Below are 24,036 nucleotides of genomic sequence, written 5' to 3' on the forward strand. Positions count from 1 at the left end.
CCCCCCCCCCCCCCCACCCCCCCGCCCGGCCCGTCCAGCAGCAGGACGGTCACCCTCCGGAGGGAACGAGCCGACCGCGTGACCGGCCCGACGCCCGGTCAGGACCGGCGGAGAACGCAGCGGAGTCGTCATGACCGGTGCGCGCACCGGCCCTCCTGTGCTATCACATCGAAGATCACCCGAACCGTCGAACGATCGGCCCATGCCCCTCACCGTCCGCGACCTCCTGGCCATCCCCGCCCTCCGGTTGCAACTCGCCGCGGGGGCCGCCGGGCTGGGCCGCACGGTCGAGGCCGCCCACGCCTCCGAGGCCACCGACCCGTCCGCCTGGCTGGAGGGCGGCGAAGTGGTCATGACCACCGGCCTGTTGCTGGGCCCCGGCTCCGACGACCTGGCCGCCTTCATCGGCGACCTCGACCGGGCCGGTGCCGCCGCACTCGTGCTCGGCCTCGGCCCCTCCCTGCCCCACCAGCAGGTGCCGCCCGCCCTCGCCCGGGCCGCCGACCGGCACGGCCTCCCGCTGGTCACCGTCCCCGAACGCACCTCGCCCGCGGCCGTCACCAAAGCCGTCTTCGACGCCCGCTCCGCCGAGGAACGCCGCCTGCTGGAGCGCACCCTGCGCACCCAGCGCCGCCTCACCGCGGCCGCCGCCTCCCCGGACGGCCTCGCCGACCTGCTCACCGCCTGGTACCGCGCCACCGGTCTCGCCGTCGTGGTCTGCGACGTCCTGGCCAGACCGCTCGGTGCGGCCGGAGCCGACGCCGCCGAAGTGCTGGCGGACGCCGCCACGGTCCTGGACGCCGTCGCCCTGCGCGGCCTGCGCGGCAGCGGCGGCGGCGAACTGCCGTCCGGCCCCGTGCACGCCCAGCCGCTCGGCGCCGCCCGGCTGCGCGGCTTCGTCGTGCTGGTCGGCGCGAGCACCGCCGAGACCCGGCTGCTGGGCAGCGTCCTGGTCTCCCTGCTCTCCGTCGAACTGGAACGCCGCCACCTCGCCGAGGAACCCCGCCGCCGCCACCGCACCACCGTGCTCAGCCGGCTGTTCGCCGCCGACCTCAGCGCCTCCCGGGCCACCGCCCTGCTCTCCTCGGTCAACCTGTCGGCCGGGCCGCTGCGCGCCCTCGCCGTGCACGTCGCCGCCCGCGCCGACCCGCCGCCCGGGACGGGCCGCCCCAGCGAGGCCGCCGAGACCGCCGCCGACCTGGCCCTGGCGATACCCGGCGGCCTCGCCCGCGCCGTCGGCACCACCGTCGAGGCCGTCGTGCCCGAGGGCACCGACGCGCTCGCGCTGCTCGCCCGCTTCGCCCCCGGCCGCCCGGCGGGCATCGGCCCCGCGGTCGCCCCCCAGCACGCCGCGCTCTCCCTGCGCCAGGCCCACGCCCTGCTCCCGGCCAGCACCCAGGCCGGGCGCCCCGTCACCGCGGCCGAGGCGGGATCGGTGCGGTTGCTGCTCAGCCTGGGCAGCCCCGCGCTGCTCGCCGCGTTCGCCGACACCGCGCTCGCCGCCCTCGACGCCGCCGACCCCGACCACGAACTGACCGAGACGCTCCGGGTCTGGCTGGAGACCAACGGGAGCTGGGCGGAGACCTCCGCCCTGCTCGGCCTGCACCGGCACACCGTGCAGAACCGCATCGCCAAGATCGGCCGCCTGACCGGCCGCCACATGGACCGCGCCGAGGACCGGATCGACCTGTGGCTGGCCCTGCGCGCCCGCGAGGCGGCCGGTTCCTGACGCCTCCTCGGTTCCTCAGTACGTCCGCAGGAAGCGGTCCAGCACCCGGACGCCGAAACCCAGCCCGGCGGCGGGCACCCGCTCGTCCACGCCGTGGAACATGCCGTAGTAGTGCAGCGACGGGTCCAGCAGCAGCGGGGCGAAGCCGTACGAGCGGATGCCCAGTCGCGCGAAGGACTTGGCGTCGGTGCCGCCGGACATCACGAACGGCACCGGCCGGGCCAGCGGGTCCTCGGCGCGCAGCGCGCCGGCCATCGCCGCGAACGCCGGGCCCTCGTGGTCGGCGGCCACCGCGTCCTCGCAGTTGATGAACTCCCGGGTGACGCCCGGACCGAGCAGGCGGTCCACGGTGGCCAGGAACTCCTCCCGGTGGCCGGGCAGGAACCGGCCGTCCACCTCGGCGTGCGCCCGACCGGGGACGACGTTGACCTTGCCGCCCGCCGCCAGCACCGTCGGGTTGGCCGAGTCGCGCACCGTGCAGTCGAACAGCTCGCCGAGCTGCCCGAGCCGGACCGCCTCCTCCTCCAGCCGGGAACGGTCGATGCGCAGGCCCAACTCCCGCTCCAGGGAGGAGAGCAGGGCCTCCACGGGCGGCGTCGGCGCGGTCGGCCAGCGGTGCGAGGCGAGCCGGGACAGGCCGTGCACCAGGGTCGCCACCGCGTTGTCCGGGTTCTGCTTGGAGCCGTGCCCGGCCGTCCCCCGGGCGGTCAGCCGCATCCACGCGGTGCCGCGCTCGCCGACCGCCACCGGGTACACCCGCAGCTCCCGCCCGGCCTCCGGCCCGCGCTCCGGGCGCGCGGTGATCGAGAAGCCGCCCGACTCGCTGATCGCCTCCCGGCAGCCCTCGAACCACTCCCGGTGCCGGGCCACCACGAACCGGGAGCCGAAGTCGCCGGTCGACTCCTCGTCCGCGAGGAACGCCAGCACGACGTCCCGCCGCGGTCGCACCCCGCTGCGCGCCCAGTGCCGCGCCAGCGCCAGCACCATCGCCACGGTGCCCTTCATGTCGACCGCGCCGCGCCCCCGCAGGCAGCCGTCGACGAGGTCCCCCGACAGCGGGTGGCTCGTCCAGTCGGCGGCGTCGAACGGGACGGCGTCCAGGTGGCCGTGGACCAGCAGCGGCGGCAGCGACGGGTCGTGGCCGCCGATCCGCGCCAGCACCGTGGAGCGGCGCGGCGCCGCCTCCACCAGCACCGGGGCGATGCCCGCCGCGTCCAGCGCGGCGCCCACGTACTCGGCGGCCACCCGCTCGCCCGGGCCGGTGCCGTCACCGGGGTTGGTGGTGTCGATGCGCAGCAGGTCGTGGCAGAGCCGGACGGCGTCGTCGCCCGCGGCGGCGAGGCCGGGCTCGGGAACGGTGGTCATGGGGCGGGTCCTCTCCGTTGCGGGGCGGTGGGGCGGCGGCGGGGCGGTGGGACGGCGTGGCCTCGGTGGCGGGGCGTCAGCCGTAGTGCGCTTCCGCGGCGGACGCCGCCACGGTGGTGCACACCTTGAAGGTGCGGGCGCCGTCGGTGGCGGTCGGCGCGGTGTAGGCGACGGTGCGCGGGCCGGTCCGCTCCACCGTCGGCACCGCCTCCACCGCCGCCGCCTGGTGGGTGGCGTGGAAGGTCACCTCGAAGCGGTGCTCGCGCGGCCGGCCGGCCGGGCGCCCCGCCGCGAGCGCGGCTCGCGCCGCGTCCCGGGCCCGCTCCTCGATCAGGGCAGCGCTGCGGGCCGGCGGCAGGCAGACCGCCGCGTACCGGCTGACCGCCCGCTTGACGGCCGCGGTCCGCGCCCCCGGCGCCCAGCGCCCGGCGGCCGCGCAGGTCAGGTCGTCCCCGGTGACCAGCAGCACCGGAACCCCGTGCTCGGCCGCCACCAGGGCGTTCATCCGCCCCTCGTCGGCGGCCTCGCCGTCGATCCGGAAGTCGACCAGGCCCGTGCCCAGGTAGGTGTGCGCGAGCACCCCCTCCTCGCCCGCCCCGGTGTGGTAGCCGAGCATCACCACACCGTCCGCCTCCTGCACCCCGTGCATCATGCCGAGCGGCTTGTGCCGGCCGGTCAGGAGCGCGGCGCGCTCGTCCAGGTCCTCGATCAGGACGTTGCGCTGCGTGTAGTGGGCCTCGTTGACCAGCACCTCGGTGGCGCCGCCCGCGAACAGCCCCGCCACGCAGGCGTTGACGTCACCGGTCAGCAGGCGCCGCATCCGCTCCCAGGCCGCGGTGCCCGGCTCCACGTCGTCGGGCCAGGTGACGCCGGTGGCGCCTTCCATGTCGGCGGAGATCATGACGCGCACGTGCGGGGGTCCTTCCGGTCGTGGTCGGTCGAGTCGTGCTCCGCCGCGGCCCGGGGCGACAGCGGGGGTTCCGCGAGCACCAGGGTGCTCGCGCCGGGCCGGCCGACGGCGGTCAGTTCGGCGCGCACGCCCAGCGGCACCGTCAGCTGGACGCGGCCGTGCCCGGCCGGGAGCCCCGCCGCCACCGGCACGCCCAGCCCGGCCAGCCGGTCGTGCAGCACCCCGGCCACCGCCGCGGGCGGGCCGCAGTCGGTGAAGTCGCCCAGCACGATCCCGGCGACGGCGGCGAACACGCCGGCCCGGCGCAGCTGGGTGAGGATCCGGTCCAGCCGGTAGGGCTCCTCGCCGACCTCCTCCAGCAGGAGAAGGCAGCCGTCCGGGACCACCGGACCGGGCCCGCCCAGCGAGGACGCCAGCAGGCTCGCGTTCCCGCCCGCCAGCACGCCCTCCGCCCGGCCGACCACCGGCGCGGCCCCGTGCAGCGGGAGTTCGCGCACCGTCTCGGGGGCGAACAGCACCTGGTGCAGGTGCGCGGCGGAGCGCGGCTCGGCGAACGCGCCGGTGGCGACCATCGGCCCGTGCAGCGTGGCCACGCCCAGCCGGGCGGCGAACAGCCGGTGCAGCTCGGTGACGTCGCTGAACCCGACCAGCGGCTTCGGCGCGGCCGCCGCCAGCGCCCGCCAGTCCAGCAGGTCCGCCGTCCGCTGGCAGCCGTAACCGCCGCGGGCGCACAGCACCGCGGCGATCCGCGGATCGGTCCAGGCCGCCTGCAGGTCGGCGGCCCGGTCCGCGTCCCGCCCCGCGAGGTGCCCCAGGTGGGAGGCGGCCGCGTGCGGCATCACCGACACCCGCAGGCCCCAGGACTCCAGCACCTCGACGCCGTGCGCGAGTCGCCCCGGCTCCACCGGCCCGGCGGGCGAGACGACCGCCACCGCGTCGCCCGGACGCAGGGCGGGAGGGCGCAGCGGCGGGGCCCCGGCGCGGAGGGCGCTCACCGGGTGCCGCCCCGGGCGGGGCCGTCGGCGGAGGACGGCGGTCCGGCGGGTCGCCCCACCGCGGCGCCTGCCGGGTCGGGGTCGGCCCGCCGGGGCGCCGGAGCGTCCGGCGTCCGCGGGGCCGACCGGGCCGACCGGGCCGCAGGCCGTTCGCCGGACTGCTCGGCCGGATCCTCCACGAGGCCGAAGATCCGCCGGTAGAAGGCGAGTTCGGCGTTCAGGGCGGCGACGATCGTGCTGCTCCGCCGCCAGCCGTGCTGCTCGCCCGGGAACTCCAGCAGCGTGCACGGCAGCCCGGCGGCCTCCAGCGCCGCGGCGAAGGCCCGGGACTGCTCCGGCCCCACGACGACGTCCTCCAGGCCGTGCATCAGCAGGGCGGGCCCGCTCGCCCGGTGGGCGTGCCGCACCGGCGAACGCTCCTCGTACCGTTCGGCGGCCTCCGGGAGCGGTCCGATCAGCCCGTCCAGGTAGCGGGACTCGAAGTCGTGGGTGTCCGCGGCCCAGGCCAGCGGGTCGGTGATGCCGTAGTGCGAGACGGCGCCCGCGTACAGGCCCGCCGAGGTGAGCGAGGCCAGGGCCGTCCAGCCGCCCGCGCTGCCGCCGCGCACCGCCAGGCGCCGTTCGTCGGCCAGGCCGCGGGCGACCAGGCCGCGCGCCACCGCCGCGCAGTCCGCCACGTCCACCACGCCCCAGGTGCCGCGCAGCCGCTCGCGGTAGGCGCGGCCGTGGCCGGTGGAGCCGCCGTAGTCGACGTCGGCCACGCCGATGCCGCGGCTGGTGAAGAAGGCGACCTCCAGGTCCAGCGCCATCGGGGAACTGCCGGTCGGGCCGCCGTGGACGAACACCACCCACGGCGGCAGCTCGCCCGGGGCGAGCGCGTGGTCGGCGTTGCGCGGCGGGTACAGCACGGCGTGCACCGGCTGCCCGTCGGCGTCGCGGAACACCTCGGTGCGGGGGTGCGGCAACCAGCCGGCCGACCGCGGCGCCAGGGCCTCACCGGTCAGCGCCTCGTGCCGCGGCCCTCCGGTGCCGACGGCGGCCAGGTCGGCCAGCACCACGCGGTGGTGGGCGTCCGGGGAACCGGCCACGCACACCGCGCGCCCGTCGGCCGCGTGCACGGTCGCCGTGAAGTCGCTGTAGGGCAGCGGGAGGTCGCGGACGCTGTCGTCGGACGGGTCCACCACGCCCAGGCGGCGGTCGCTGCCGGTGCCGTGCACGGCCACCGCCCGGCCGTCCGGCAGCGGGGCGAACCAGGCCGCGCCCGGCCGCCACAGCGCCCCGCCGAACTCCTCCGGCCGGGGCGCCACGGCCCGGTCCGGCCCGCCGTCCAGCGGCACCAACCGCAGGTTCCACCAGCCGTCCGGATCGGCCACCGCCCACAGGGTGTCCGCGTCCCGCCACTCCGCCTGGACCACCGAGCAGTCCGCGCCGCCCGCCACCACCCGGGGCGCGCCGTCCGGGCCGTCCGGGCCGTCCAGGGCGGCGACGCACAGGTCCGTCCCGTCCCACGGCATCGCGGGGTGGTTCCAGCCGATCCACGACAGGTGCCGCCCGTCCGGGGACAGCCGCGGGCAGGCCAGGAAGTCGTGGCCGTCGGCCAGCACCCGCACCCGGGCCGGGTCGTCGACGGCCGAGCCGTCCAGCGGCACCGCCACCAGCGCGCGCCGCACCTCGCGCGGACCCGCTCCGACGCTCTCGCGCACGCACCACACCTCGGCGCGGCCGGGCGGCGCGTACAGGTCGCCGTAGCGCACCGGGGGGTCGCCCGCCGCGTCCGGGGCGGCGGCGGTCAGCGGCCGCGGCCGCGCCCCGGGGGCGGCCAGCAGCAGGCGCTGGTCGTGCCAGTCGACGAAGACCAGGGCGGGCGCCGGTCCGTCCGGGGCGCCGCCCGCCGGGCCGCCCGCGGGCAGGGACACCGGCCGCCAGGCGCGGCCGCCGTACTCGTGCAGCCGACTGCGGGCGTTGAACCCGTCCGGCAGCAGGTCCTGCACCGTGCCGTCCGGCGAGCGCCGCACCACGCAGCGGCGGCCGCCCTCCAGCGGGCGGGGCTCGTCCCACCAGACGGCGAGGCCGGAGGGCTCGGGAACGAGTTCCGCCCAGCCGGGGACGCCGTCCGCGCGGGCCACGTCCTCGGCTTCGATCGGGGAGGGCCAGGCACCCGGGGCGGGGCGGCCGGGAACTGCTGAAGTCATGGGTCACCAATGCTCGTCGGGGAGCTGCTCGTTCGTGGGGTGCTCGGGGGTGCTCGGGAGTGCTCGGCGGTGCGGGGCGCAACGGGGTGCGGTGCGGGTCAGTCGTCGGGGAAGCGGCCCAGCAGGCGGTTGGCCTCCTCCCGGCGTTCCAGCCGGCGCAGCGCCCCCTTGGAACGGGCGGCCGCCGCCGTCGCCAGGGCGTGCCCCAGGGCCACCAGCGCGGTCGGCGAGTCGGCGAACGACGGGCCGCCGGTGGCCGCGGTCAGCGTCCGGTCGGCGAGCGGGGCGACCGGCGAGCCGTGGCCGTCCACGACGGCCACCAGCGGCACGCCGCGGTGGCGCAGCGCCCGGGCGGCCCGCAGGGTCCAGCGGTCGTAGCGGCGCACCGAGTAGACCACCGCCACGTCCCGGGGGCCCGCGTCGGCCAGTGCCTCCACCGCGCGGTCGGTGCCGCCGTCCAGCAGGACGACCCGGCCGAGCACGCTCCCCAGGTCGGCCGCCAGCAGGTGGGCCAGGCCCCGGCTGCGGCCCGTGCCCAGGACGAAACGCTGCCGTGCCGCCAGCAGGGAGCGCGCGGCGGCGTCCAGCGTGCCGTCGTCGGCGGCCCCGTCCAGGGTGGCGGCGACGTTCGCGGCCTCCCGTTCGGCCATCCGCCGGTTCAGGCCCGGGAGTTGGGCCGGACGCAGCCGGGCCCGGAACCGCTCCTGCGGGGCGGCCAGTTCCCCGTCCAGCCGTTCGGTGACCCGGGCCTGCAGCTCGCCCAGGTCGTAGAACCCGGCCGCGCGCACCAGCCGGTGCAGGTCGCAGCCTCCGGCGCCGGCCTCGGCCAGCAGCGCGGTCGGCGGGCGCAGCACCGAGTCGGGCCAGTCGGCGAGCATGACCCGGGCCAACCGCTCCTCGGTGCCGCCGAGTTCGGCCGCGGCGTCGGCCAGCGTCACGGCCGGTTCGGACCAGGCGGAGGCGTAGCCGGCGGCCGTCATCGGCCGCTCCCGGCGGGCCGGGCCGGGCGGAGGGTGCGGTTCACGGCGTACTCCCTGGTGGCGAGGCGGAGCGGGACCGGTAGCGTGCTGGGCGCCCGGCCGCGGTGGACGGCGGGCGTCCGAACGGACGGGACGGGGGAGGGGGAGACAGTGGAACCGGGACGGTACGCGGCGGACGACGGGACGGGTGCCGCCGACGCGCGCGAGGACGGCGCGGCGGCCCGCCTCGGCGAGCGGTTGCACGCGGCCCGGGCCCGCCTGCAGCTCACCCTGGACGGGGTGGCGCAGCGCAGCGGCCTGTCGCGCAGCTTCCTCAGCCGCCTGGAGGCCGGTGACGCGAACCCCACGCTGCGGACCCTGGAACGGGTCGCCGAGGCGGTGCAGACGCCGCTGTCGGTGCTGCTGGGCGGTGCCCCCGCGGCGGCCCGGCCGCCCGGGCCGCCGTCCCCGTCGTCCGAGGTGGTGCACCGTCCGCGCCGCGAGCCCCGGGCGTGGCCGCCGGGGGAGGGGCGGACCTTCCCGCTGACCCCGGTCGGGGCGCGCCGCTTCGAGGCGGTGCTCGCCGAGGGCACCCCGGCCCACCACGCCTTCCCCACCTCCCACCCGGGCCAGGAGCTGTGCGTGGTGCTCGCCGGCCGCGTCGCCGCCGAGGTCGGCGGCGAACGCTTCGAGCTGGAGGCCGGCGAGGCGCTGCACTACGATGCCGGCGTCGCGCACCGCCTGACCGCGCTGGACCCGCGGGGCCGCTACCTGCTCGTGGTGGCCGGGCCCGGGGCCGCCGCCGCGGCGGACCCGCGGCGGCCCTGAGACGCGGCCGACCCGCGGCGGTCCCGGGACGCGGCCCGGTCCGACGGCCGGTCGACGTCCCCGGCCCGCCCGCACCGGTCCGCCGCACTGCAGGGGAAGCTCCACGCCCGCCACGGTACGAGCCGCGCCGCCGCCCGGGCGATCGACGAATCGTCGAGCCCCGGGCCCGGGCCCGCGACATCCGGTCCAGGCCGGCGGCGCGTCAGCGCACCGCCGCGGCCTCGGTGGCCACCACCCGGCGCGCCCGCGGGTGCAGGCAGGCGTGCCGGTGCGCGTCGTCGGCCGGGAGCGCGGTCAGCGCGGGCCGCCCGGCGGCGCACTCCGCGGTCGCGAAGGGGCAGCGCGGGGCGAACAGGCACCCCGGGGTGGCCGCCCGTTCGTCCAGGGCGGCGAGCGGCACCAGCCGGTCGGGCCCGGGCTCCTCCAGGCCGCGCAGCACCGGGATCGCCGACAGCAGGCACTGGGTGTAGGGGTGCACGGGCCGCTGCACGACGGTGTCGGTGGGGCCGCGTTCGATGACCTGGCCGCGGTAGATGACGTGCAGTTCGCCGCCCTCGCCGAGGTAGCGGGCGGTGGCCACGTCGTGGGTGATGAACAGCAGCGAGATGCCGAGGCGCTCGCGCAGGTCCCGCAGCAGGGACAGGATGCCCAGCCGCATCGACACGTCGATCATCGACACCGACTCGTCCGCGACCAGCGCCTCCGGGTCCACGGTCAGCGCCCGGGCGACGACGACGCGCTGGCGCTGCCCGCCGGAGAGCTGGTGCGGGTACTTGGCCAGCACGGCGGGCCGCAGGCCGACCAGTTCCAGCAGTTCGGCGGCGCGCTCGCGCTGCTGCGCGCGGGTGGCGCCGGTCTCCCGGGCGCGCATCCGCAGCGGGTCGCCGAGGATCTGGCCGACGTCCCGGGTCGGGTTGAGCGCCGAGTACGGGTCCTGGTGGATCATCTGGATCCGCCGGAAGTACGGGGCGCGCCGCCGGGCCGACAGCTTCGCCAGGTCGGTGCCGTCGACGAGCAGTTCGCCCTCGTCGAAGGTCTCCAGCCCGGTGAGGACCTTGCCCAGGGTGGTCTTGCCGCAGCCGGACTCGCCGATGAAGGAGACGGCACCGCCCCGGGGCAGGGTGAAGTCGACGCCGCGCAGGGCGTGCACCGTGCGGGTGCCGGTGAAGGCGCCGCGGCCGGTGTAGGTGCGGGTGATGTTCCTGGCCTCGATCACGGCCGTCCTCCGATCGGGTCGTCCTGGGTCCGGGGCGCCGGAACGGCGGCGGCTCGGTCTGCGGGCGCCGGCTCCGCGTGGCAGGCCCGGAACCGGCCCGGGGTCCACTCGGACAGGGCGGGGTCGCTCTCCTCGCACACCGGCATCGCCAGCGGGCAGCGGTCCCGGAAGACGCAGCCCCGCCGGGCGAGGGTGGTGAGGTCCGGCGGCTGCCCGGGCAGCGCCCGGGCGAGGCCGGGGTCGCCGACGATCCGGGCGGTGGCACCGATCAGGGCCCGGGTGTACGGGTGCGAGGGCCGCCGCAGCAGTTCCCCGGCGGGCCCGTGCTCCACGATCCGCCCGCCGTACATCACCGCGAGCCGGTCGGCGATCTCGGAGACCACCCCCATGTCGTGGGTCACCACGAGGGTGGCGAGCCCGTTCTCGCGGTGCACGCTGCGCACGATGTCGAGCACGGCGGCCTGGGAGATCATGTCGAGCGCGGTGGTCGGCTCGTCCAGGACCAGCACCTCGGCGTTGAGGACCAGGGCGAGCACGATGCCGATCCGCTGGCGCATGCCGCCGGACAGCTCGTGCTGGTAGGAGTCCAGCACCCGGTCGGCGTCCAGGCCCATCCGTTCGCACAGGTCCCCGGCCCGGCGCACCAGGCCGCGCAGGTCCTCGACCTCGTGGGAGCGGCCGAGGTCCAGCAGCTGCTTCCCCACGGTCTTCAGCGGGTTGAGCGAGTTCTGCGAGGCCTGGAAGACGTAGCCGAGCGCGCTGCCCCGGGTGCGGCGCAGCCGTCGCCCGGTCAGCCGGGTGACGTCGCCGACGCCCGCCACCTCGACGCTCCCGGTGGTGATCCGGCCCGGGGCGGGGACGGCGTTGAGCAGGGAGAGCGCCAGCGTGGACTTGCCGGAGCCGGACTCGCCGACCAGGCCGGTGATCTCACCGGCCCGCAGGTCCAGCGAGGCGTGCGAGACGGCGGGCAGGTCGCCGTGCTCGGTGCGGTAGACGACCGTCAGGTCGCGGATCTCGACCTCGGCCGGGCGGGCCCCGGCCGTGGCGGCCCCGTCGTGGTGGGGCGTCGGATCGGTCATGACCGCTCCCGCAGTCTCGGGTTGAACAGTTCGTCGACGGCGTCCATGAACAGCACGATGCCGAGGGTGATGAGCAGGATGCAGGCCAGCGGGGCCAGCAGGTACGTCAGCGCCTCGGGGCTGCTCATCACGCCGCCGGAGAAGACCGCCTGGTTGAGCATCACGCCCCAGTTCTCGCTGGAGAACGGCACGACGCCGAGGAAGAACAGCGCGACCTCGGCCCCGATGAAGCCGATCACCGACAGCAGCAGGTTCATCGCGACGTACGGGGCGATGTTCGGCAGCAGCTCGCGCAGCAGGATGTGCCGCTGCGACAGGCCCAGGCCGCGGGCGGCCTCCAGGAAGCCGCGCTCGCGCAGCGACAGGGTCTGCGCGCGCACCGCGCGGGCGACGCCGCCCCAGCCGGTGGCGCCCAGCACCAGGCCCATCTGGAACGCGCTGTGGAAGCTCCACAGCGTGGACAGCACGATCAGCAGCGGCAGGCCGGGCAGGGTGAGGACGAAGTCGGTCAGCCGCATCAGCCCGGAGTCCGCCAGGCCGCGCCGGAAGCCCGCGACCAGGCCCACCAGGGTCCCGACGGCGGCGGCGGCCAGCGCCGCGACCGCCGCGGTGAGCAGCACGTAGCGGGCGCCGACCACCACCTCCTGGAGCACGTCGGAGCCGGCGAAGTCGGTGCCGAGCCAGTGCTCGGCGCTGGGCGGGGCGTAGACGGCCTCCGGGTCGACGGCGATCGTCCCGGGGTACAGCAGCGGCCCGAAGGCGGCCATCAGGGCGAACAGCACGATGATGCCCAGGCCGACGACCCGGCCGGGGCGGCGGGTCAGCACCCGCAGGGTGCGGGAGCGGCGAGGGAGGGCCGGAGCGGACGGGAAGGTCACGGTCATCGCCTCACCCGGGGGTCGATCACCGAGTACAGCAGCTCGGCGAGGATGTTGGCGACCACGATGGTCACCGTGATCAGCAGGAAGGCGCCGCCCATCAGCGGGTAGTCCCGGTTGCCGATGCTCTTGAGCAGCAGGTTGCCCAGGCCCGGGTAGTCGAAGACGTCCTCGATCAGCACCGAGCCGGCGAACATGTGGCCGACCGACAGGGCGAGCGTGGTGAACAGCGGCAGCACGGCGTTGCGGCCGATGTAGCGCATCCGGGTGGCCGGGGCGATGCCGCGCAGTTCGGCGGCGAGGATGAAGTCGTCGCCGAGCACGGAGGCCACGCTGGACTTCATGGTCAGCAGCCAACTGCCGTAGCCGAGCAGCGCGTAGGTGGCCACCGGCAGCACCGCGTGGGTGGCCACCGAGCCGAGGTACTCGGCGGTGAAGCCGGGCGCGATGGTGACGTCACTGGTGTCCCCGTAGGGCAGCACGTTCCACAGGGTGTGGAACAGGAACGCCAGCAGCAGGGCCAGCACGAAGGACGGCACGCCCGCCATCAGCGAGCCGGACAGCGACAGCAGGCCCCCGCTGCGGGAGTTGCGCCGCACGGCGGCGACCACGCCGGCCGTGCAGCCGACCAGGAAGCTGAGCAGCAGCCCGGACAGCACCGGCAGCACCGTCCAGGGCACGGCCGCGCGGATCACGTCCGTGACCGGGACGCCGCTGTAGGAGATCGACACCCCCAGGTTGCCGTGGAGCAGCTGGCCCAGGTAGCCCAGGTACTGGTCCACCAGCGGCTCGTGCGAGGTGAACCCGTACACCACGGCGACCTTGGCCCGGGCTAGTTCGGGCGGCATGCCGCCCAGTACGTACCCCTCGTAGGCGGCGTCGCCGGGGTTGCCCGGCAGGGCGTGGACGAGGAAGAAGGTGAAGGTGGCGACGGTGAACACCATCGTCAGGCCGGCGGCCAGCTTGGCCGCCAGCCGGAGGAGGAAGCCCTTCATCCGCGGCTACTTCTTCTTGGGCTGGACGTAGCCCTGCATCATCCACACCCCGGGCGAGTTGCTCAGCAGGCCGTCCTGACCGGACTTCGGGAAGTCGGTGAACCGCTTGTCGTTCACGAACTGCACGTTGGTGTAGTCCCAGATCTGGATCACCGGCACCTGCTGGTTGGAGAGCAGGGCCAGCTGCTGGACGATCTCCTTCTGCTCCTCCGGCTCGAGGACGGTCAGCTTCGCGGTCAGCTCGCCGGGGTTGACGGTCGCGCCGTCGAGGGTGAAGGACGCCGGGGTGTTGAGCCAGTTGCCCGAGCCCCGGCCGGACTTGTGCGTGACGGTGGCGCCGATCGCGGTGAAGCCGTCGTCCGCACCGTACAGGCGCTGGAAGGCGGCGTCGGTGCCGGGGCCCAGGGCGGTCAGCCAGAAGCCGACCGGGTACTTGCCGTCCGCCATCTCCTTCTTGTAGGTGCTGAAGTCGGCGGTCAGCGCGGTCTTGGTCGGGATGCCGAAGGCGGTCAGCTGGTTGGCGACGACGGTGCCGCCGGCGATCCAGTCGCTGAAGCCGTTGACGGTCTGCAGCGTGATGGTCCACGGCGTGCCGTCCGGCAGGTGCCAGGTGCCGTCCTTCTTGGTGAGTCCGGCCCGCTGGAGGAGCTCGGCGGCCTTGGCCTCGTCGTGCCGGTACGGGTCGAGCCCGGCCTGCTGCTCGGGGGTGAGCCACTTCTCGGCGACCTTGTCGATCAGGCCGGTCGTGGCCTTCGAGGGGGTGCCGCCGACCGGCTGGCCGACCTTGGTGACGGCCTCGCGGTCGATGACGTGCGCGAGGGCCTGGCGGACCTCCACCTTGTCGAACGGGGCGACGCCCTGGTTGAAGGCGATCGCCGCGTCCACGTAGTTGATGGCGTCGACGCGCTGGTTGCCCGCCTTCAGGATGCGCTGGAGCACGTTGTCGGGGATGGCGGTGAACGGCGCGGCGTCCAGCTCGCCGTTGGTCATGTAGCTCCAGATCTGCTCGTTGCCGGTGTAGTTGCGCACCACCACCTGCTTGGGGCCGATCTTGTCCGCCGCGAAGAAGTGCGGGTTGCGGTCGAGCACCGCCGAGCCCGGGTTGACCCGGGTGATGACGAACGGACCGGCCGAGACGTCCTTGGCGGGGGCGAACGCGGAGACCTTCTTGCCGATCTCGCCGAGCCTGTCGACGGCGGCCTTCGCGGCGTCGGCCCGCGCGGGGTCGGCGCTCTGGCTGGCGTGGATCACGTCCCAGACGTCGGCGGGCAGCAGGGAGCCGTACACCGAGGCGGGGACGATCTTCTGGGTGAGCACCAGGCGCGGGAACTGGATGTTCTTCGCCCCGGGCACCTGGCTGATCTCGTAGGTGTGCGGCGCGGTCTCCTCGACCTCCGCGACGTCCAGGCCCTGGGTGAGCAGGCCGGCCCCGACGGTGGCCGAGCCCTGGGTGAGCGCGATGGCCATCGACGCCCTGACGTCCTCGACGGTGACGGGCGTGCCGTCCGACCACTTGGCGTCGGGCTCCAGCTCCACCGTGATCGAGGTGTCGGTGGTCTTCCAGCTCCTGGCCAGGCCGGGGAAGAAGTCGTTCGGGTCCTGCGGGTTCTTCTTGGTGAAGCCCAGCTGCATGGTGTCGTAGCCGAGGAAGGTGTTGCCGGCGGCGTTGAACGGGTTCATCGGGGCGCCGGCCGAGATCGGGTGGTTGCCGTCGATGGTGGTGAACGTTCCGCCCCCGGCGGAGTCCGAGGACCCCGCGCCGGGAGAGCAGGCCGCGGTGCCGCCGAGCAGGAGGGCAGCCGCGAGGGGGAGGGCGGCGCGTCTGGCGTTCTTCATGGGAGCGGGACTCCGATCGACCGGTGCACGAGGGTGCAGCTACAGTGCGCCGACCGTAGGAGCCGTGACCCGCTCTCGTCAATGAGTTACGCGAGAGGTTTGAAGTTCGTAACTCGGCGACTTGCCCGGAGCTGGACGTTGTTGACGTCGCGACAGGTGCAAAGCAACGAGAGTGGTGTCAGATGATGTTGCAAAACAACAAGACGGGCAGGACGATGGCAGAAACCGAGAGGACACCCGATGACCCCGAGCCGTTCCGTCCGCGTCGTGTCGCCCACCGAGCGGCGCAACCCCCGCACCCTCGGCATCGACCGGGCCGACCCGCTCGACGTGCTGCGGCTGCTCAACGCCGAGGACGCCCTCGTCCCCGCAGCCGTGGCCGAGGTGCTGCCCCGGCTCGCGGTGGTGGTGGAGGCCACCGCCGAACGGCTGCGGGCCGGCGGCCGGCTGCACTACTTCGGCGCGGGCACCTCCGGACGCACCGCCGTGGTCGACGCGGCGGAACTCGGCCCCACCTTCTCGCTGCCGTCCGGCATCGTCGTCGCCCACCACGCGGGCGGCCCGGCCGCGCTGGTCACCGCCGTCGAGGGCAGCGAGGACAGCGAGGAGCTCGGCGCCGCCGACGCCGCCGACGTGGGGCCGGGCGACGTGGCGGTGGGCGTCGCCGCCAGCGGCCGCACCCCCTACGTGGCGGGCGCGCTGGCCACCGCCCGGGCCGCCGGGGCGTTCACCGTCCTGGTCAGCGCCAACCCCGACGCGCCGCTCGCGCACCTGGCCGACGTGCACGTCGCCGTCGACACCGGTCCCGAGGCGATCGCCGGCTCCACCCGGCTCAAGGCCGCCAGCGCCCACAAGCTCGTCCTCAACGGCCTCTCCACCGCCGTGATGGTCGCGCTGGGGCGCACCTACTCCAACCTGATGGTGGACGTCTCCGCCAGCAACGCCAAGCTGCGCGGCCGGCTGGTGACCATCCTGATGGAGGCCACCGGGCTCGACGAGGAGCGCTGCGCGCACGCCCTCGCCGGGGCGGACGGCGAACTGAAGACGGCCCTGGTCTGCCTGCTGGCCGACTGCGCGCCCGAACAGGGGCGCCGCCGCCTGGCCGCCGCCCGCGGGCGGGTGGCCGACGCCCTGGAGGCGCAGCCGATCTGACGCGGGCCGGGGCGCCCGCGGCGGGCCCGGGCCGGGCCCGCCGCGGGCGCGCGCCGCTACAGGCGGTGGTTGCGCACCGCCGTGTAGGTGCGCTCCAGGGCCTTCAGCGTGCGGGCCCGGTGGCGCTGGGCCACCCCGACGAACAGGCAGTCCACGACCGTGAGCGCGGCGATCCGGCTGGCCATCGCCCCGGAGCGGAAGGTGGTCTCGCGCACCGCCGTGGTCAGTACGTGGTCGGCGTGCTCGGTGATCTCCGAGCGCGGGAAGTTGGTGATCGCCAGCGTGGTGGCCCCGTTGCGCCGGGCCTCCGCGAGGACCTCGACGGTGGCCGCGGTGTCGCCGGTGTGCGACACCCCGATCGCCACGTCGCCGCCGCGCAGCAGCGCTGCCGAGGTCAGCGCGATGTGCGGGTCCACCCAGGCGTTGACCCGGCGGCCGATCCGGTGCAGCTTCTGCTGCAGGTCCAGGGCGACCAGGCCGCTCGCCCCCACCCCGTACACGTCGATGCCGTCGGCCGAGGAGACCGCGTCCACCGCCCGCTTCAGGGCGTGCAGGTCGAGCTGGCCGACGGTGTCCTCGACCGCGCGGGCGTCGGCGAAGCCGAGCTTGGCGACGATGTCGGCCAGCGAGTCGCGGGGCCCGATGTCCGCGCCGACCGCGCTCCAACCGGCGCTGCTCTCCTCGACGCTGGCCGCCGAGGCCAGGCCGATCCGCAGGTCCGGGTACCCCTTGAGGCCGAGCGTGCGGCAGAACCGCATCACGGTGGTCTCCGAGGTGCGGCACTCGGCGGCCAGCTCGCTGATGGTCTGCGCGGCCACGTTCGCCGGATCGGCGAGCGCGGCCTCGGCGACCCGGCGCTCGGCGGGCGCCAGCGAGGGCAGCAGCGCCCGGATCTGGACGAGCACCGTCTGCGGCGGGCCGCTGGGCGCGGGGGCGGCGGGGCGGGCGGCGGACCTGCGCCTGGGGCGGGTTCCGTCGGCTGCTGTCATGGGGGTTCCTTTGCGTGGAGGACGGCCGGGGCGTGCGGGGTTCAGGCGGGTCGGGCGCCGGGCGGGGTCCGCGGACCGGGATCCGGATCCGTCAGAGCGTCGCAGACCGCCCGCCGCAGCGCCACGACCGCCGAGGCGTCCCGGCCCAGGTGGACGCCGTTGGTCAGCAGCACCGCCCACGGGCCGCCGGACGGGGCGAGGGCCACGCTGGTGCCGGTGAAGCCGGTGTGCCCGGCGCCGTCGGACGGCCAGTGCCGCGCCATGTGGTCCCAGCGGTCGCCGCGCAGCGTCCAGCCCAGCCCCCGGCGCCCGCCCAGCCCTTCGGTCTGGCAGCGCAGCGCCTCGGCGCGGACGTCCGGGGAGAGGATCGGCGAGTCGGCGGCCAGCCAGCCGCGCTGCAGGTAGCGGGCCAGGTCGCCGGCGGTGCCGAACAGGCCGGCGTGGCCGCACACCCCGCCGAGCGCCACCGCGTTCTCGTCGTGCACCGTCCCGACCGGGACGCTCCCGTCGGGCCGGGGCTCGGTGGCGGCGGTGCGCCCGCGCCAGTCGGCGGGCGGCCGGTAGCGGGTGTCCGCCAGGCCGAGCGGGTCCAGCACCAGCTCCCGGACGGCCCGGTCCAGCGGCGCCCCGGCCACCGCGCGGACCACCTCGCCCAGCGCGACGAACCCCAGGTCGGAGTAGGCGACCGCGGTGCCGGGAGCGGTGACGAGCGGCTCGGCCAGGGCGGCGGCCAGCCGGTCGGCGGGCCCCCCGGGCAGCTCGTGCAACGGCCGGTGCGGGGGCAGGCCCGCGGTGTGGGTGAGCAGGTGACGCACCGTCACCGCGTCCTTGCCCGCCCCGGCGAACCCCGGCAGGTGGCGTCGGACCGGGTCGTCCAGGCCCAGCGCGCCGGTGCCGGCCAGCCCCAGCACGGCGGGCAGGGTGGCCGTGACCTTGGTCAGCGAGGCGAGGTCGTAGACCGTGTCGGCCGTGACCGGGGCGGCCGGGCCGGTCACCGCCGTGCGGCCGAAGGCGCGCACCAGCGGTTCGCCCTCCGCGCCCCACCCGGTGGCGAGGACCGCCCCCGGCAGGCCGCCGGAGGCGACGGCGGCCGCGACCAGCGCGGCCGCCGCGGCGGTTCCGCGGGCCAGGCGCTCGGGGTCGCCGGGTGCGGGACGGATCGTCGTCATGGCTTGCTCCACGTGCCGTGCCGTGCGCGCGCCGGGGAGGGGGAGGTCTGGTGGCCCCGGGCGATCGTTGGTAGTTTTCCACCGCTCGAAAGCTCAATCATGTTATCAAGCAACGGATTGGACGGACAGCATGAGGGACGCCGCACCACCCGTGCTGCGCACCGCGCACCACGGCGACCTCCCCGGACTGCGCGGGATCGTGACCGCCTCGCTCGTCCACGACCCCGACGCGGCCAGGGTGCTGACGCTGCTGTGGGAGCTCACGGCGGACCGCCCCGACCTGCGGGTCGTCACCGAGGCCGACGGCGTCGTCACCGGCCTCGCACTCGGCCGGCTCGCCCCGCAGACCGACGGCCCGCACCCGCGCACCGGACACACCACCCTGCTCGCGGTCGCCCCCGGCCACCGCGGACGGGGCCACGGCCGCACCCTGCTGGCCGGCGTCGAGGAGCGCCTGCTGGCGGCCGGCGCCACCCGCCTGGTCGTCCGCGGCACCCCGCCCCACTACGCCTGGCCCGGACTCGACATCCGCTACACCCCCGCCGTGTGCCTGCTGGAGGCCGCCGGGTACGAGCACACCGCCGACGCGTTCAACATGCTCACCGACCTGGCCGCCACCGACCTGACCACCGCCGAGGACGAACGGCGGCTGGCCGCCCTCGGCGTGCGGGTGCGCCGCGCCCGCCCCGAGGACGCCCCCCGCTTCCTCGCCTGGATGCGCGGCTGGGGCGGCAGTTGGGCCGAGGAGGCGGCCGCCGCGCTCGCCCACGAGCCGCCCCGCTGCCACGTCGCGGTGCAGGGCGACGGCACCGCCGAGGAGTTCGTCGGCTTCGCCTGCCACGGCGTCAACCGCGACACCTGGTTCGGGCCGATGGGCACCGCCGAGTCCCAGCGCGGCCGCGGCGTCGGCGCCGTCCTGCTGCGCCGCTGCCTGCGCGACCAGCGGGAGGCGGGCCTCGCCGAGTCCGAGATCGCCTGGATCGCCCCGTACCGCTTCTACGCCCGCGCGGTCGACGCCCGGCTGCACCGGGTGTTCCGCCTCTACCAGAAGGAACCGCTCGTGCCCGTCCTTCCCGCCCTCCCGCAGGAGCAGCACTCATGACCCTCCCCGGCGCCGCACCCCGGGCCGCCGACCGGACGCGGCGGCGCGACCTCGCGGTGCGCGCCGCCGTCCGCGCCGGGCTGCTCGACCCGGACGACACGCCCCTGGCGGCCTTCCTCGACCTGCGGGGCATCGCGGAGAGCGCCGCCGCCCTGCACGCCGCCTGGCCCGCCGGGGAGCGCGTCGAGCACACCTTCGCGGCGAAGGCCAACAGCCTGGTGCCGGTGCTGCGCCTGCTGCGCGGGCACGGACTGGGCTGCGAGGTGGCCAGCCCCGGCGAACTGGCACAGGCCCTGGCCGCCGGGTTCGACCCCGGGCAGCTGGTGCTCGACTCGCCCGCCAAGACCCGTCCCGAACTGCGCGCGGCGCTCGCCGCCGGAGTCGCCGTCAACATCGACAACTTCCAGGAACTGCGGCGCGTCGACGCCCTGGTGGCCGGACCGGGCACCGCGTCCCGGATCGGCCTGCGGATCAACCCGCAGGTGGGGCTGGGCGCCATCGCGGCGATGTCCACCGCGGGCCACGAGTCCAAGTTCGGCTTCGCGCTGGGCGACCCCGGCAACCGGGAGCGCATCGTCGAAGCCTTCCTGGTCCGGCCCTGGCTGCGCTGGCTGCACGTGCACGTCGGCTCCCAGGGCTGCCCGTTGGAACTGTCCGCGGCCGGGGTCGCGGCCGTCGTCGCGCTGGCCGAGGAGATCGACCGCCGGGCCGGCACCGCCCGCGTCGAGGGCATCGACGTCGGAGGCGGACTGCCCGTCAACTTCGCCGACGACCGCGACGACCCGACCTTCGCCGACCAGGTCGCCGCCCTCCGGTCCGGCGCCCCCGGCCTGTTCGGCGGCCGCTACCGGCTGGTCACCGAACTCGGCCGCTCCCTGCTGGCCAAGAACGGCTTCCTGGCCACGCGGGTGGAGTACACCAAGCGCTCCGGCGGCCGGGCGATCGCCCTGACCCACGCCGGCGTGCAGGTCGCCGCCCGCACCGTCTTCCTCCCCGACGCCTGGCCGCTGCGGGTCCTGCCCTACGACGCCGACGGCCTGCCGCGGCCCGCCGACGGCGGCGCGGACGGCACGGTGCCGCAGGACGTCGCCGGACCGTGCTGCTTCGCCGGCGACCTGGTGGCCCGCGCCCGCGAACTGCCGCTGCTGGCACCGGGCGACCTGGTGGTGCTGCCCGACACCGGCGCGTACTACTTCTCCACCCCGTTCCACTACAACAGCCTCCCGCAGCCCGCCGTCCACGCCTACGAGGTGGACGACGGCGGCGGGGTCCGCTTCACCCCGCTGCACCGGCAGGAGACCGTCGAGGACGTGGTGGCCCGCACCCTCGGCGAGCCCCCGGGCCGCGCGCCGGTGACCGCGGACGGGGACGGGGCCGCGGACGGGGCGGGGCGGTGAGCGCGCCGGAGGACCCGGCCCTGCTGCGGCTCGCCGACGGCGTGCTGCAGCCCGGCTTCACGGGCCTGACCGCCCCCGACTGGATCCGCCGCCGCCTGGCCGGCGGACTCGGCTCCGTCCTGCTGTTCGGCCGCAACTTCGCGCCCCCGCCCGGCGGCCGCGCGCAGGCCCGGGCGCTGGTGGCGCAGTTGCGCGCGGAGAACCCGGACGTGCTGGTCGCCGTCGACGAGGAGGGCGGCGACGTCACCCGGCTGGAGTGGGCGACCGGTTCCTCCTCGCCCGGCAACCTCGCGCTGGGCACCGTCGACGACGAGGACCTGACCCGGGCGGTGGCCCGCTCGATCGGCCGCGAACTGGCCGCCCTCGGCATCGACCTGGACTACGGGCCGGACGCCGACGTCAACTCCGACCCGCGCAACCCGGTGATCGGCGTGCGCTCCTTCGGTGCCGACCCGGCGCTGGTGGCCCGGCACACCGCCGCGTGGGTGCGCGGCCTCCAGCAGGGCGGCACCGCCGCCTGCGCCAAGCACTTCCCCGGGCACGGCGACACCGTGGTCGACTCCCACCTCGGCCTGCCGACCGTCACCGCGGACCTCGCCGCACTGGAACGCGTCGCCCTCCCGCCGTTCCGGGCCGCGGCGGCCGCCGGGGCGCGGGCCGTGATGACCGCCCACATCCTGCTGCCCGCCCTCGACCCGGACCACCCGGCGACGGTCAGCCCGCGCGTCCTCACCGGCCTGCTCCGCCACCGGCTCGGCTTCGACGGGCTGGTGGTGACCGACGCCGTCGAGATGCGGGCGGTCGCCGACCGCTACGGCCACGCCGGTGCGGCGGTGCGGGCGCTGACGGCCGGGGCCGACCTGGTGTGCCTGGGCGACCGCGGCTCGGCCGACGCGTACGACGCGCTGCGCACCGCCGTCGCGCGGGCGGTGCGCACCGGAGACCTGCCCGAGGAACGCCTCGCCGAGGCCGCCGACCGGGTCGCCGCCTTCGCCCGCTGGGCCCGCACCCTGCGGACGGCCGCCCGAGGGGGGACGGCGGACGGCACCGGGCCGCCGGACGGCCCGGCCCCCGGTCTGCTCGCGGCGCGCCGCGCACTCGCGGTGGCCCGGCCCACCGGCGTCCCGCCGCAGGGCCGCGGCGCCCCCTGCGTCGCCGAGTTCCGGCCGACGCCGACCGTCGCGGTGGGCACCGCCACCGCCTGGGGCCTGGCCGGACCGCTGGCCGCGCTCCTGCCGGGCACCGAGGCGCGGCAGGTGGACCAGCGGCAGGCGGAGGACGACCCGGTGGGCACCGTGGCCGGGCTCTGCGCCGCGGCCGCGGGCCGTCCGCTGGTGCTCGTGGTGCGCAACGCCCACCGGCACGCCTGGATGGACGCGGCGGTCACCGCCCTGCTCGCCCGGCGGCCGGACGCGGTGGTGGTGGAGTTCGGCCTGCCGCGGTCGGCGCCCCGCGGCGGGCTCCACGTGGCCCCGCACGGCGCGGCGCGGGTGTGCGCCGAGGCCGCGGCGGAGGTGGTGGCCGCGCACCTGGGGCGCTGACCGCACGTCGGAAACTTCCCGCCGAGGCGGTCGGCACGTCAACGGGCACTGCCGGGAGCGGGAGCGGACCAGTGCGGCCCGCGGCGGTGCACCCGGAGCCGGCTGCACCGCCGCGGGCCTGCTCCCAACTGGGCGAACGTTTACTGACGAACCGTCAGAACTGGTATCTTCCAGCGTCCTTGGGGTCGGGCCGACGTGTTGCGCGGAGGGAAATTTTTTGCCCCGGGTCTTGCTCGGGACGTCAATTTCCGCACTACTGTTCCCCGGGCCGGTGCACTCCCCTCCCCGGCCCGCCCCCCACACCCTCCGCAGGAGCAGCCATGCCGCGCAGCGCGCCGTCGTTCCTGAACCACCCGTCAGCCGTCCTGGCCGCCGCCCTCCTCCTCCCGCTGGGCGCCGCCGCCCTCGGCGCCCCCACCCCCGCGGTGGCGGCCGAGCCCCCGGCCGCCACCGCGGGCGCACCCGGGCCGATCACCCACCCCGATGCCGACCACCTGGGCTCCACCCTCCCCGGCCGCCCCGCCGCCGGAACGGACGCCCGCCCGTCCACCGCCGACCCCCTCCGGGCCCGCACCGTCCGGCCGTCCGGGACGCTCGCCGCCGCGCTGCCCGCCGGCGCCAGACCGCTCGGCCTCGACGTGGCCGCGTACGAGCCGAACGTCGACTGGGCCGCCACCGCGGCCGCCGGGGCCTCCTTCGCCTACGTCAAGGCCACCGAGGGCACCAGCTACACCAGCCCGACCTTCTCCTCCCAGTACGACGGCTCGGCAGCGGCCGGACTCCTGCGCGGCGCCTACCACTTCGCCCTGCCGGACCGCTCCGGCGGCAAGGCCCAGGCCGACTTCTTCGTCGACCACGGCGGCAGCTGGAGCGCCGACGGCACGACCCTGCCGCCGCTGCTGGACATCGAGTACAACCCCTACGGGGCGACCTGCTTCGGGCTGAGCACCTCCGCGATGACCGCCTGGATCCTCGACTTCGGCAACGAGGTCAAGGCCCGCACCGGCCGCTACCCCAGCCTGTACACCACCACCGACTGGTGGCGCACCTGCACCGGCAACTCCGCCGCCGCGGCCGCCTACCCGCTGTTCGTCGCCAACTACACCGGCAGCGCCGCCCCCACTCCCAACGGCTGGACCGGACAGCACATCTGGCAGTACGCCGACGCGGGCGTCCTCCCCGGCGACCAGGACGTCTTCAACGGCACCCCCGCCGAGCTCCGGGCCTTCGCCCTCGGCACCGGCACCACCACCCCGCCCGCCCCCGCCGCCCCCGCCTGGCCGCTCACCCAGCAGGGCGACAGCGGTACCCGGGTCACCGTGCTGCAGCACCTGCTGAACGCGCACGGCGCCTCCCTCACCGCGGACGGCCAGTTCGGCCCCGGCACCCGCAGCGCGGTCGTCTCGTACCAGAGCGCCGCCGGACTCGGCGCCGACGGCACCGTCGGGTCGGCCACCTGGCAGTCCCTCACCGGCACGCTGCTCCAGGGCGCCTCCGGCAGCGCCGTCAAGGCCGCCCAGGTCGGACTGAACGCGCACGGCGCCTCCCTCACCGTGGACGGCCAGTTCGGCCCCGGCACCCGCAGCGCCGCGCAGACCTACCAGACCGCCCAGGGCCTGCCCGCCGACGGCGGCGTGCTCAAACCGACCTGGCTGGCACTGGTCGCCTCCTGACCGCACCCCACCCGCGCCCCCACCCCCGCCC

19 protein-coding genes are annotated in these 24,036 nt (G+C 76.4%); 7 read left to right on the forward strand and 12 right to left on the reverse strand.

From position 1 onward, the window contains the following. Window positions 1-202: 202 nt before the first annotated feature. Window positions 203-1,729 (forward strand): PucR family transcriptional regulator, encoded by a 1,527-nt coding sequence (locus OO57_RS33140; protein ID WP_033256469.1) that lies wholly within the window; start codon window positions 203-205, stop codon window positions 1,727-1,729. A 15-nt stretch (window positions 1,730-1,744) separates the two neighbouring features. On the opposite strand, the gene OO57_RS33145 is transcribed toward OO57_RS33140, so the two are convergent. The 5 genes from OO57_RS33145 to OO57_RS44330 form a co-directional block, all read right to left on the reverse strand. Continuing rightward, window positions 1,745-3,094 (reverse strand): M20/M25/M40 family metallo-hydrolase, encoded by a 1,350-nt coding sequence (locus OO57_RS33145; RefSeq protein WP_033256470.1) that lies wholly within the window; start codon window positions 3,092-3,094, stop codon window positions 1,745-1,747. Between the two features lie 76 nt (window positions 3,095-3,170). Continuing rightward, entirely contained in the window at window positions 3,171-4,004 is an 834-nt protein-coding gene (locus tag OO57_RS33150) for a M55 family metallopeptidase (RefSeq protein WP_033256471.1), read from the reverse strand. Next, window positions 3,992-4,999: a S66 peptidase family protein gene (locus OO57_RS33155; protein ID WP_063737697.1), complete on the reverse strand. Its 1,008-nt coding sequence runs from the start codon at window positions 4,997-4,999 to the stop codon at window positions 3,992-3,994. The genes OO57_RS33150 and OO57_RS33155 overlap by 13 nt, the downstream gene beginning before the upstream one ends. After that, window positions 4,996-7,191 (reverse strand): prolyl oligopeptidase family serine peptidase, encoded by a 2,196-nt coding sequence (locus OO57_RS33160; RefSeq protein WP_081974140.1) that lies wholly within the window; start codon window positions 7,189-7,191, stop codon window positions 4,996-4,998. The genes OO57_RS33155 and OO57_RS33160 overlap by 4 nt, the downstream gene beginning before the upstream one ends. Window positions 7,192-7,289: 98 nt before the next feature. After that, on the reverse strand, window positions 7,290-8,171 hold the full coding sequence (locus tag OO57_RS44330) for a MurR/RpiR family transcriptional regulator (RefSeq protein WP_051778563.1): 882 nt from the start codon (window positions 8,169-8,171) through the stop codon (window positions 7,290-7,292). A 150-nt stretch (window positions 8,172-8,321) separates the two neighbouring features. Between OO57_RS44330 and OO57_RS44335 the strand changes: the two genes are divergently transcribed. Next, a complete protein-coding gene (locus OO57_RS44335; RefSeq protein ID WP_051778564.1) occupies window positions 8,322-8,978 on the forward strand; it encodes a helix-turn-helix domain-containing protein in 657 nt (218 codons plus the stop codon). A gap of 202 nt (window positions 8,979-9,180) precedes the next feature. On the opposite strand, the gene OO57_RS33175 is transcribed toward OO57_RS44335, so the two are convergent. The 5 genes from OO57_RS33175 to OO57_RS33195 are packed head-to-tail and all read right to left on the reverse strand — an operon-like array spanning window position 9,181 to window position 14,982. After that, the gene (locus OO57_RS33175) at window positions 9,181-10,194 is read right to left on the reverse strand and encodes an ABC transporter ATP-binding protein (protein ID WP_033256472.1); all 1,014 of its coding nucleotides are present in this window, start codon (window positions 10,192-10,194) and stop codon (window positions 9,181-9,183) included. Continuing rightward, complete coding sequence (locus tag OO57_RS33180; RefSeq protein WP_051778565.1) at window positions 10,191-11,273, reverse strand: ABC transporter ATP-binding protein; 1,083 nt, start codon at window positions 11,271-11,273, stop codon at window positions 10,191-10,193. The genes OO57_RS33175 and OO57_RS33180 overlap by 4 nt, the downstream gene beginning before the upstream one ends. Then, window positions 11,270-12,157, reverse strand: a complete 888-nt coding sequence (locus tag OO57_RS33185; RefSeq protein WP_051778566.1) for an ABC transporter permease — start codon at window positions 12,155-12,157, stop codon at window positions 11,270-11,272. The genes OO57_RS33180 and OO57_RS33185 overlap by 4 nt, the downstream gene beginning before the upstream one ends. After that, entirely contained in the window at window positions 12,154-13,146 is a 993-nt protein-coding gene (locus OO57_RS33190; protein WP_051778567.1) for an ABC transporter permease, read from the reverse strand. Before OO57_RS33190 ends, OO57_RS33185 begins: the two co-directional genes overlap by 4 nt. Before the next feature lie 6 nt (window positions 13,147-13,152). Beyond that, complete coding sequence (locus OO57_RS33195; protein WP_033256473.1) at window positions 13,153-14,982, reverse strand: ABC transporter substrate-binding protein; 1,830 nt, start codon at window positions 14,980-14,982, stop codon at window positions 13,153-13,155. A gap of 240 nt (window positions 14,983-15,222) precedes the next feature. Here OO57_RS33195 and murQ point away from each other — a divergent pair, with 240 nt between their 5' ends. After that, complete coding sequence (murQ, locus tag OO57_RS33200) at window positions 15,223-16,134, forward strand: N-acetylmuramic acid 6-phosphate etherase (protein ID WP_033256474.1); 912 nt, start codon at window positions 15,223-15,225, stop codon at window positions 16,132-16,134. 56 nt (window positions 16,135-16,190) lie between these two features. On the opposite strand, the gene OO57_RS33205 is transcribed toward murQ, so the two are convergent. Next, a complete protein-coding gene (locus OO57_RS33205; RefSeq protein ID WP_033256475.1) occupies window positions 16,191-17,123 on the reverse strand; it encodes a MurR/RpiR family transcriptional regulator in 933 nt (310 codons plus the stop codon). Window positions 17,124-17,164: 41 nt separating this feature from the next. Then, a complete protein-coding gene (locus OO57_RS33210; protein WP_051778568.1) occupies window positions 17,165-18,292 on the reverse strand; it encodes a serine hydrolase domain-containing protein in 1,128 nt (375 codons plus the stop codon). 130 nt (window positions 18,293-18,422) lie between these two features. Between OO57_RS33210 and OO57_RS33215 the strand changes: the two genes are divergently transcribed. The 4 genes from OO57_RS33215 (at window position 18,423) to OO57_RS47065 (ending at window position 24,005) form a co-directional block, all read left to right on the forward strand. Further along, window positions 18,423-19,394: a GNAT family N-acetyltransferase gene (locus tag OO57_RS33215; RefSeq protein ID WP_158715311.1), complete on the forward strand. Its 972-nt coding sequence runs from the start codon at window positions 18,423-18,425 to the stop codon at window positions 19,392-19,394. After that, a complete protein-coding gene (locus OO57_RS33220) occupies window positions 19,391-20,791 on the forward strand; it encodes a hypothetical protein (RefSeq protein ID WP_063737699.1) in 1,401 nt (466 codons plus the stop codon). Before OO57_RS33215 ends, OO57_RS33220 begins: the two co-directional genes overlap by 4 nt. Further along, window positions 20,788-22,332 (forward strand): glycoside hydrolase family 3 N-terminal domain-containing protein, encoded by a 1,545-nt coding sequence (locus OO57_RS33225; RefSeq protein ID WP_033256476.1) that lies wholly within the window; start codon window positions 20,788-20,790, stop codon window positions 22,330-22,332. Before OO57_RS33220 ends, OO57_RS33225 begins: the two co-directional genes overlap by 4 nt. 320 nt (window positions 22,333-22,652) lie before the next feature. After that, on the forward strand, window positions 22,653-24,005 hold the full coding sequence (locus OO57_RS47065; protein WP_051778570.1) for a GH25 family lysozyme: 1,353 nt from the start codon (window positions 22,653-22,655) through the stop codon (window positions 24,003-24,005). Window positions 24,006-24,036 lie beyond the last annotated feature (31 nt).

The organism is Kitasatospora phosalacinea (assembly GCF_000717185.1).
Taxonomy (GTDB): Bacteria; Actinomycetota; Actinomycetes; order Streptomycetales; family Streptomycetaceae; genus Kitasatospora; species Kitasatospora phosalacinea_A.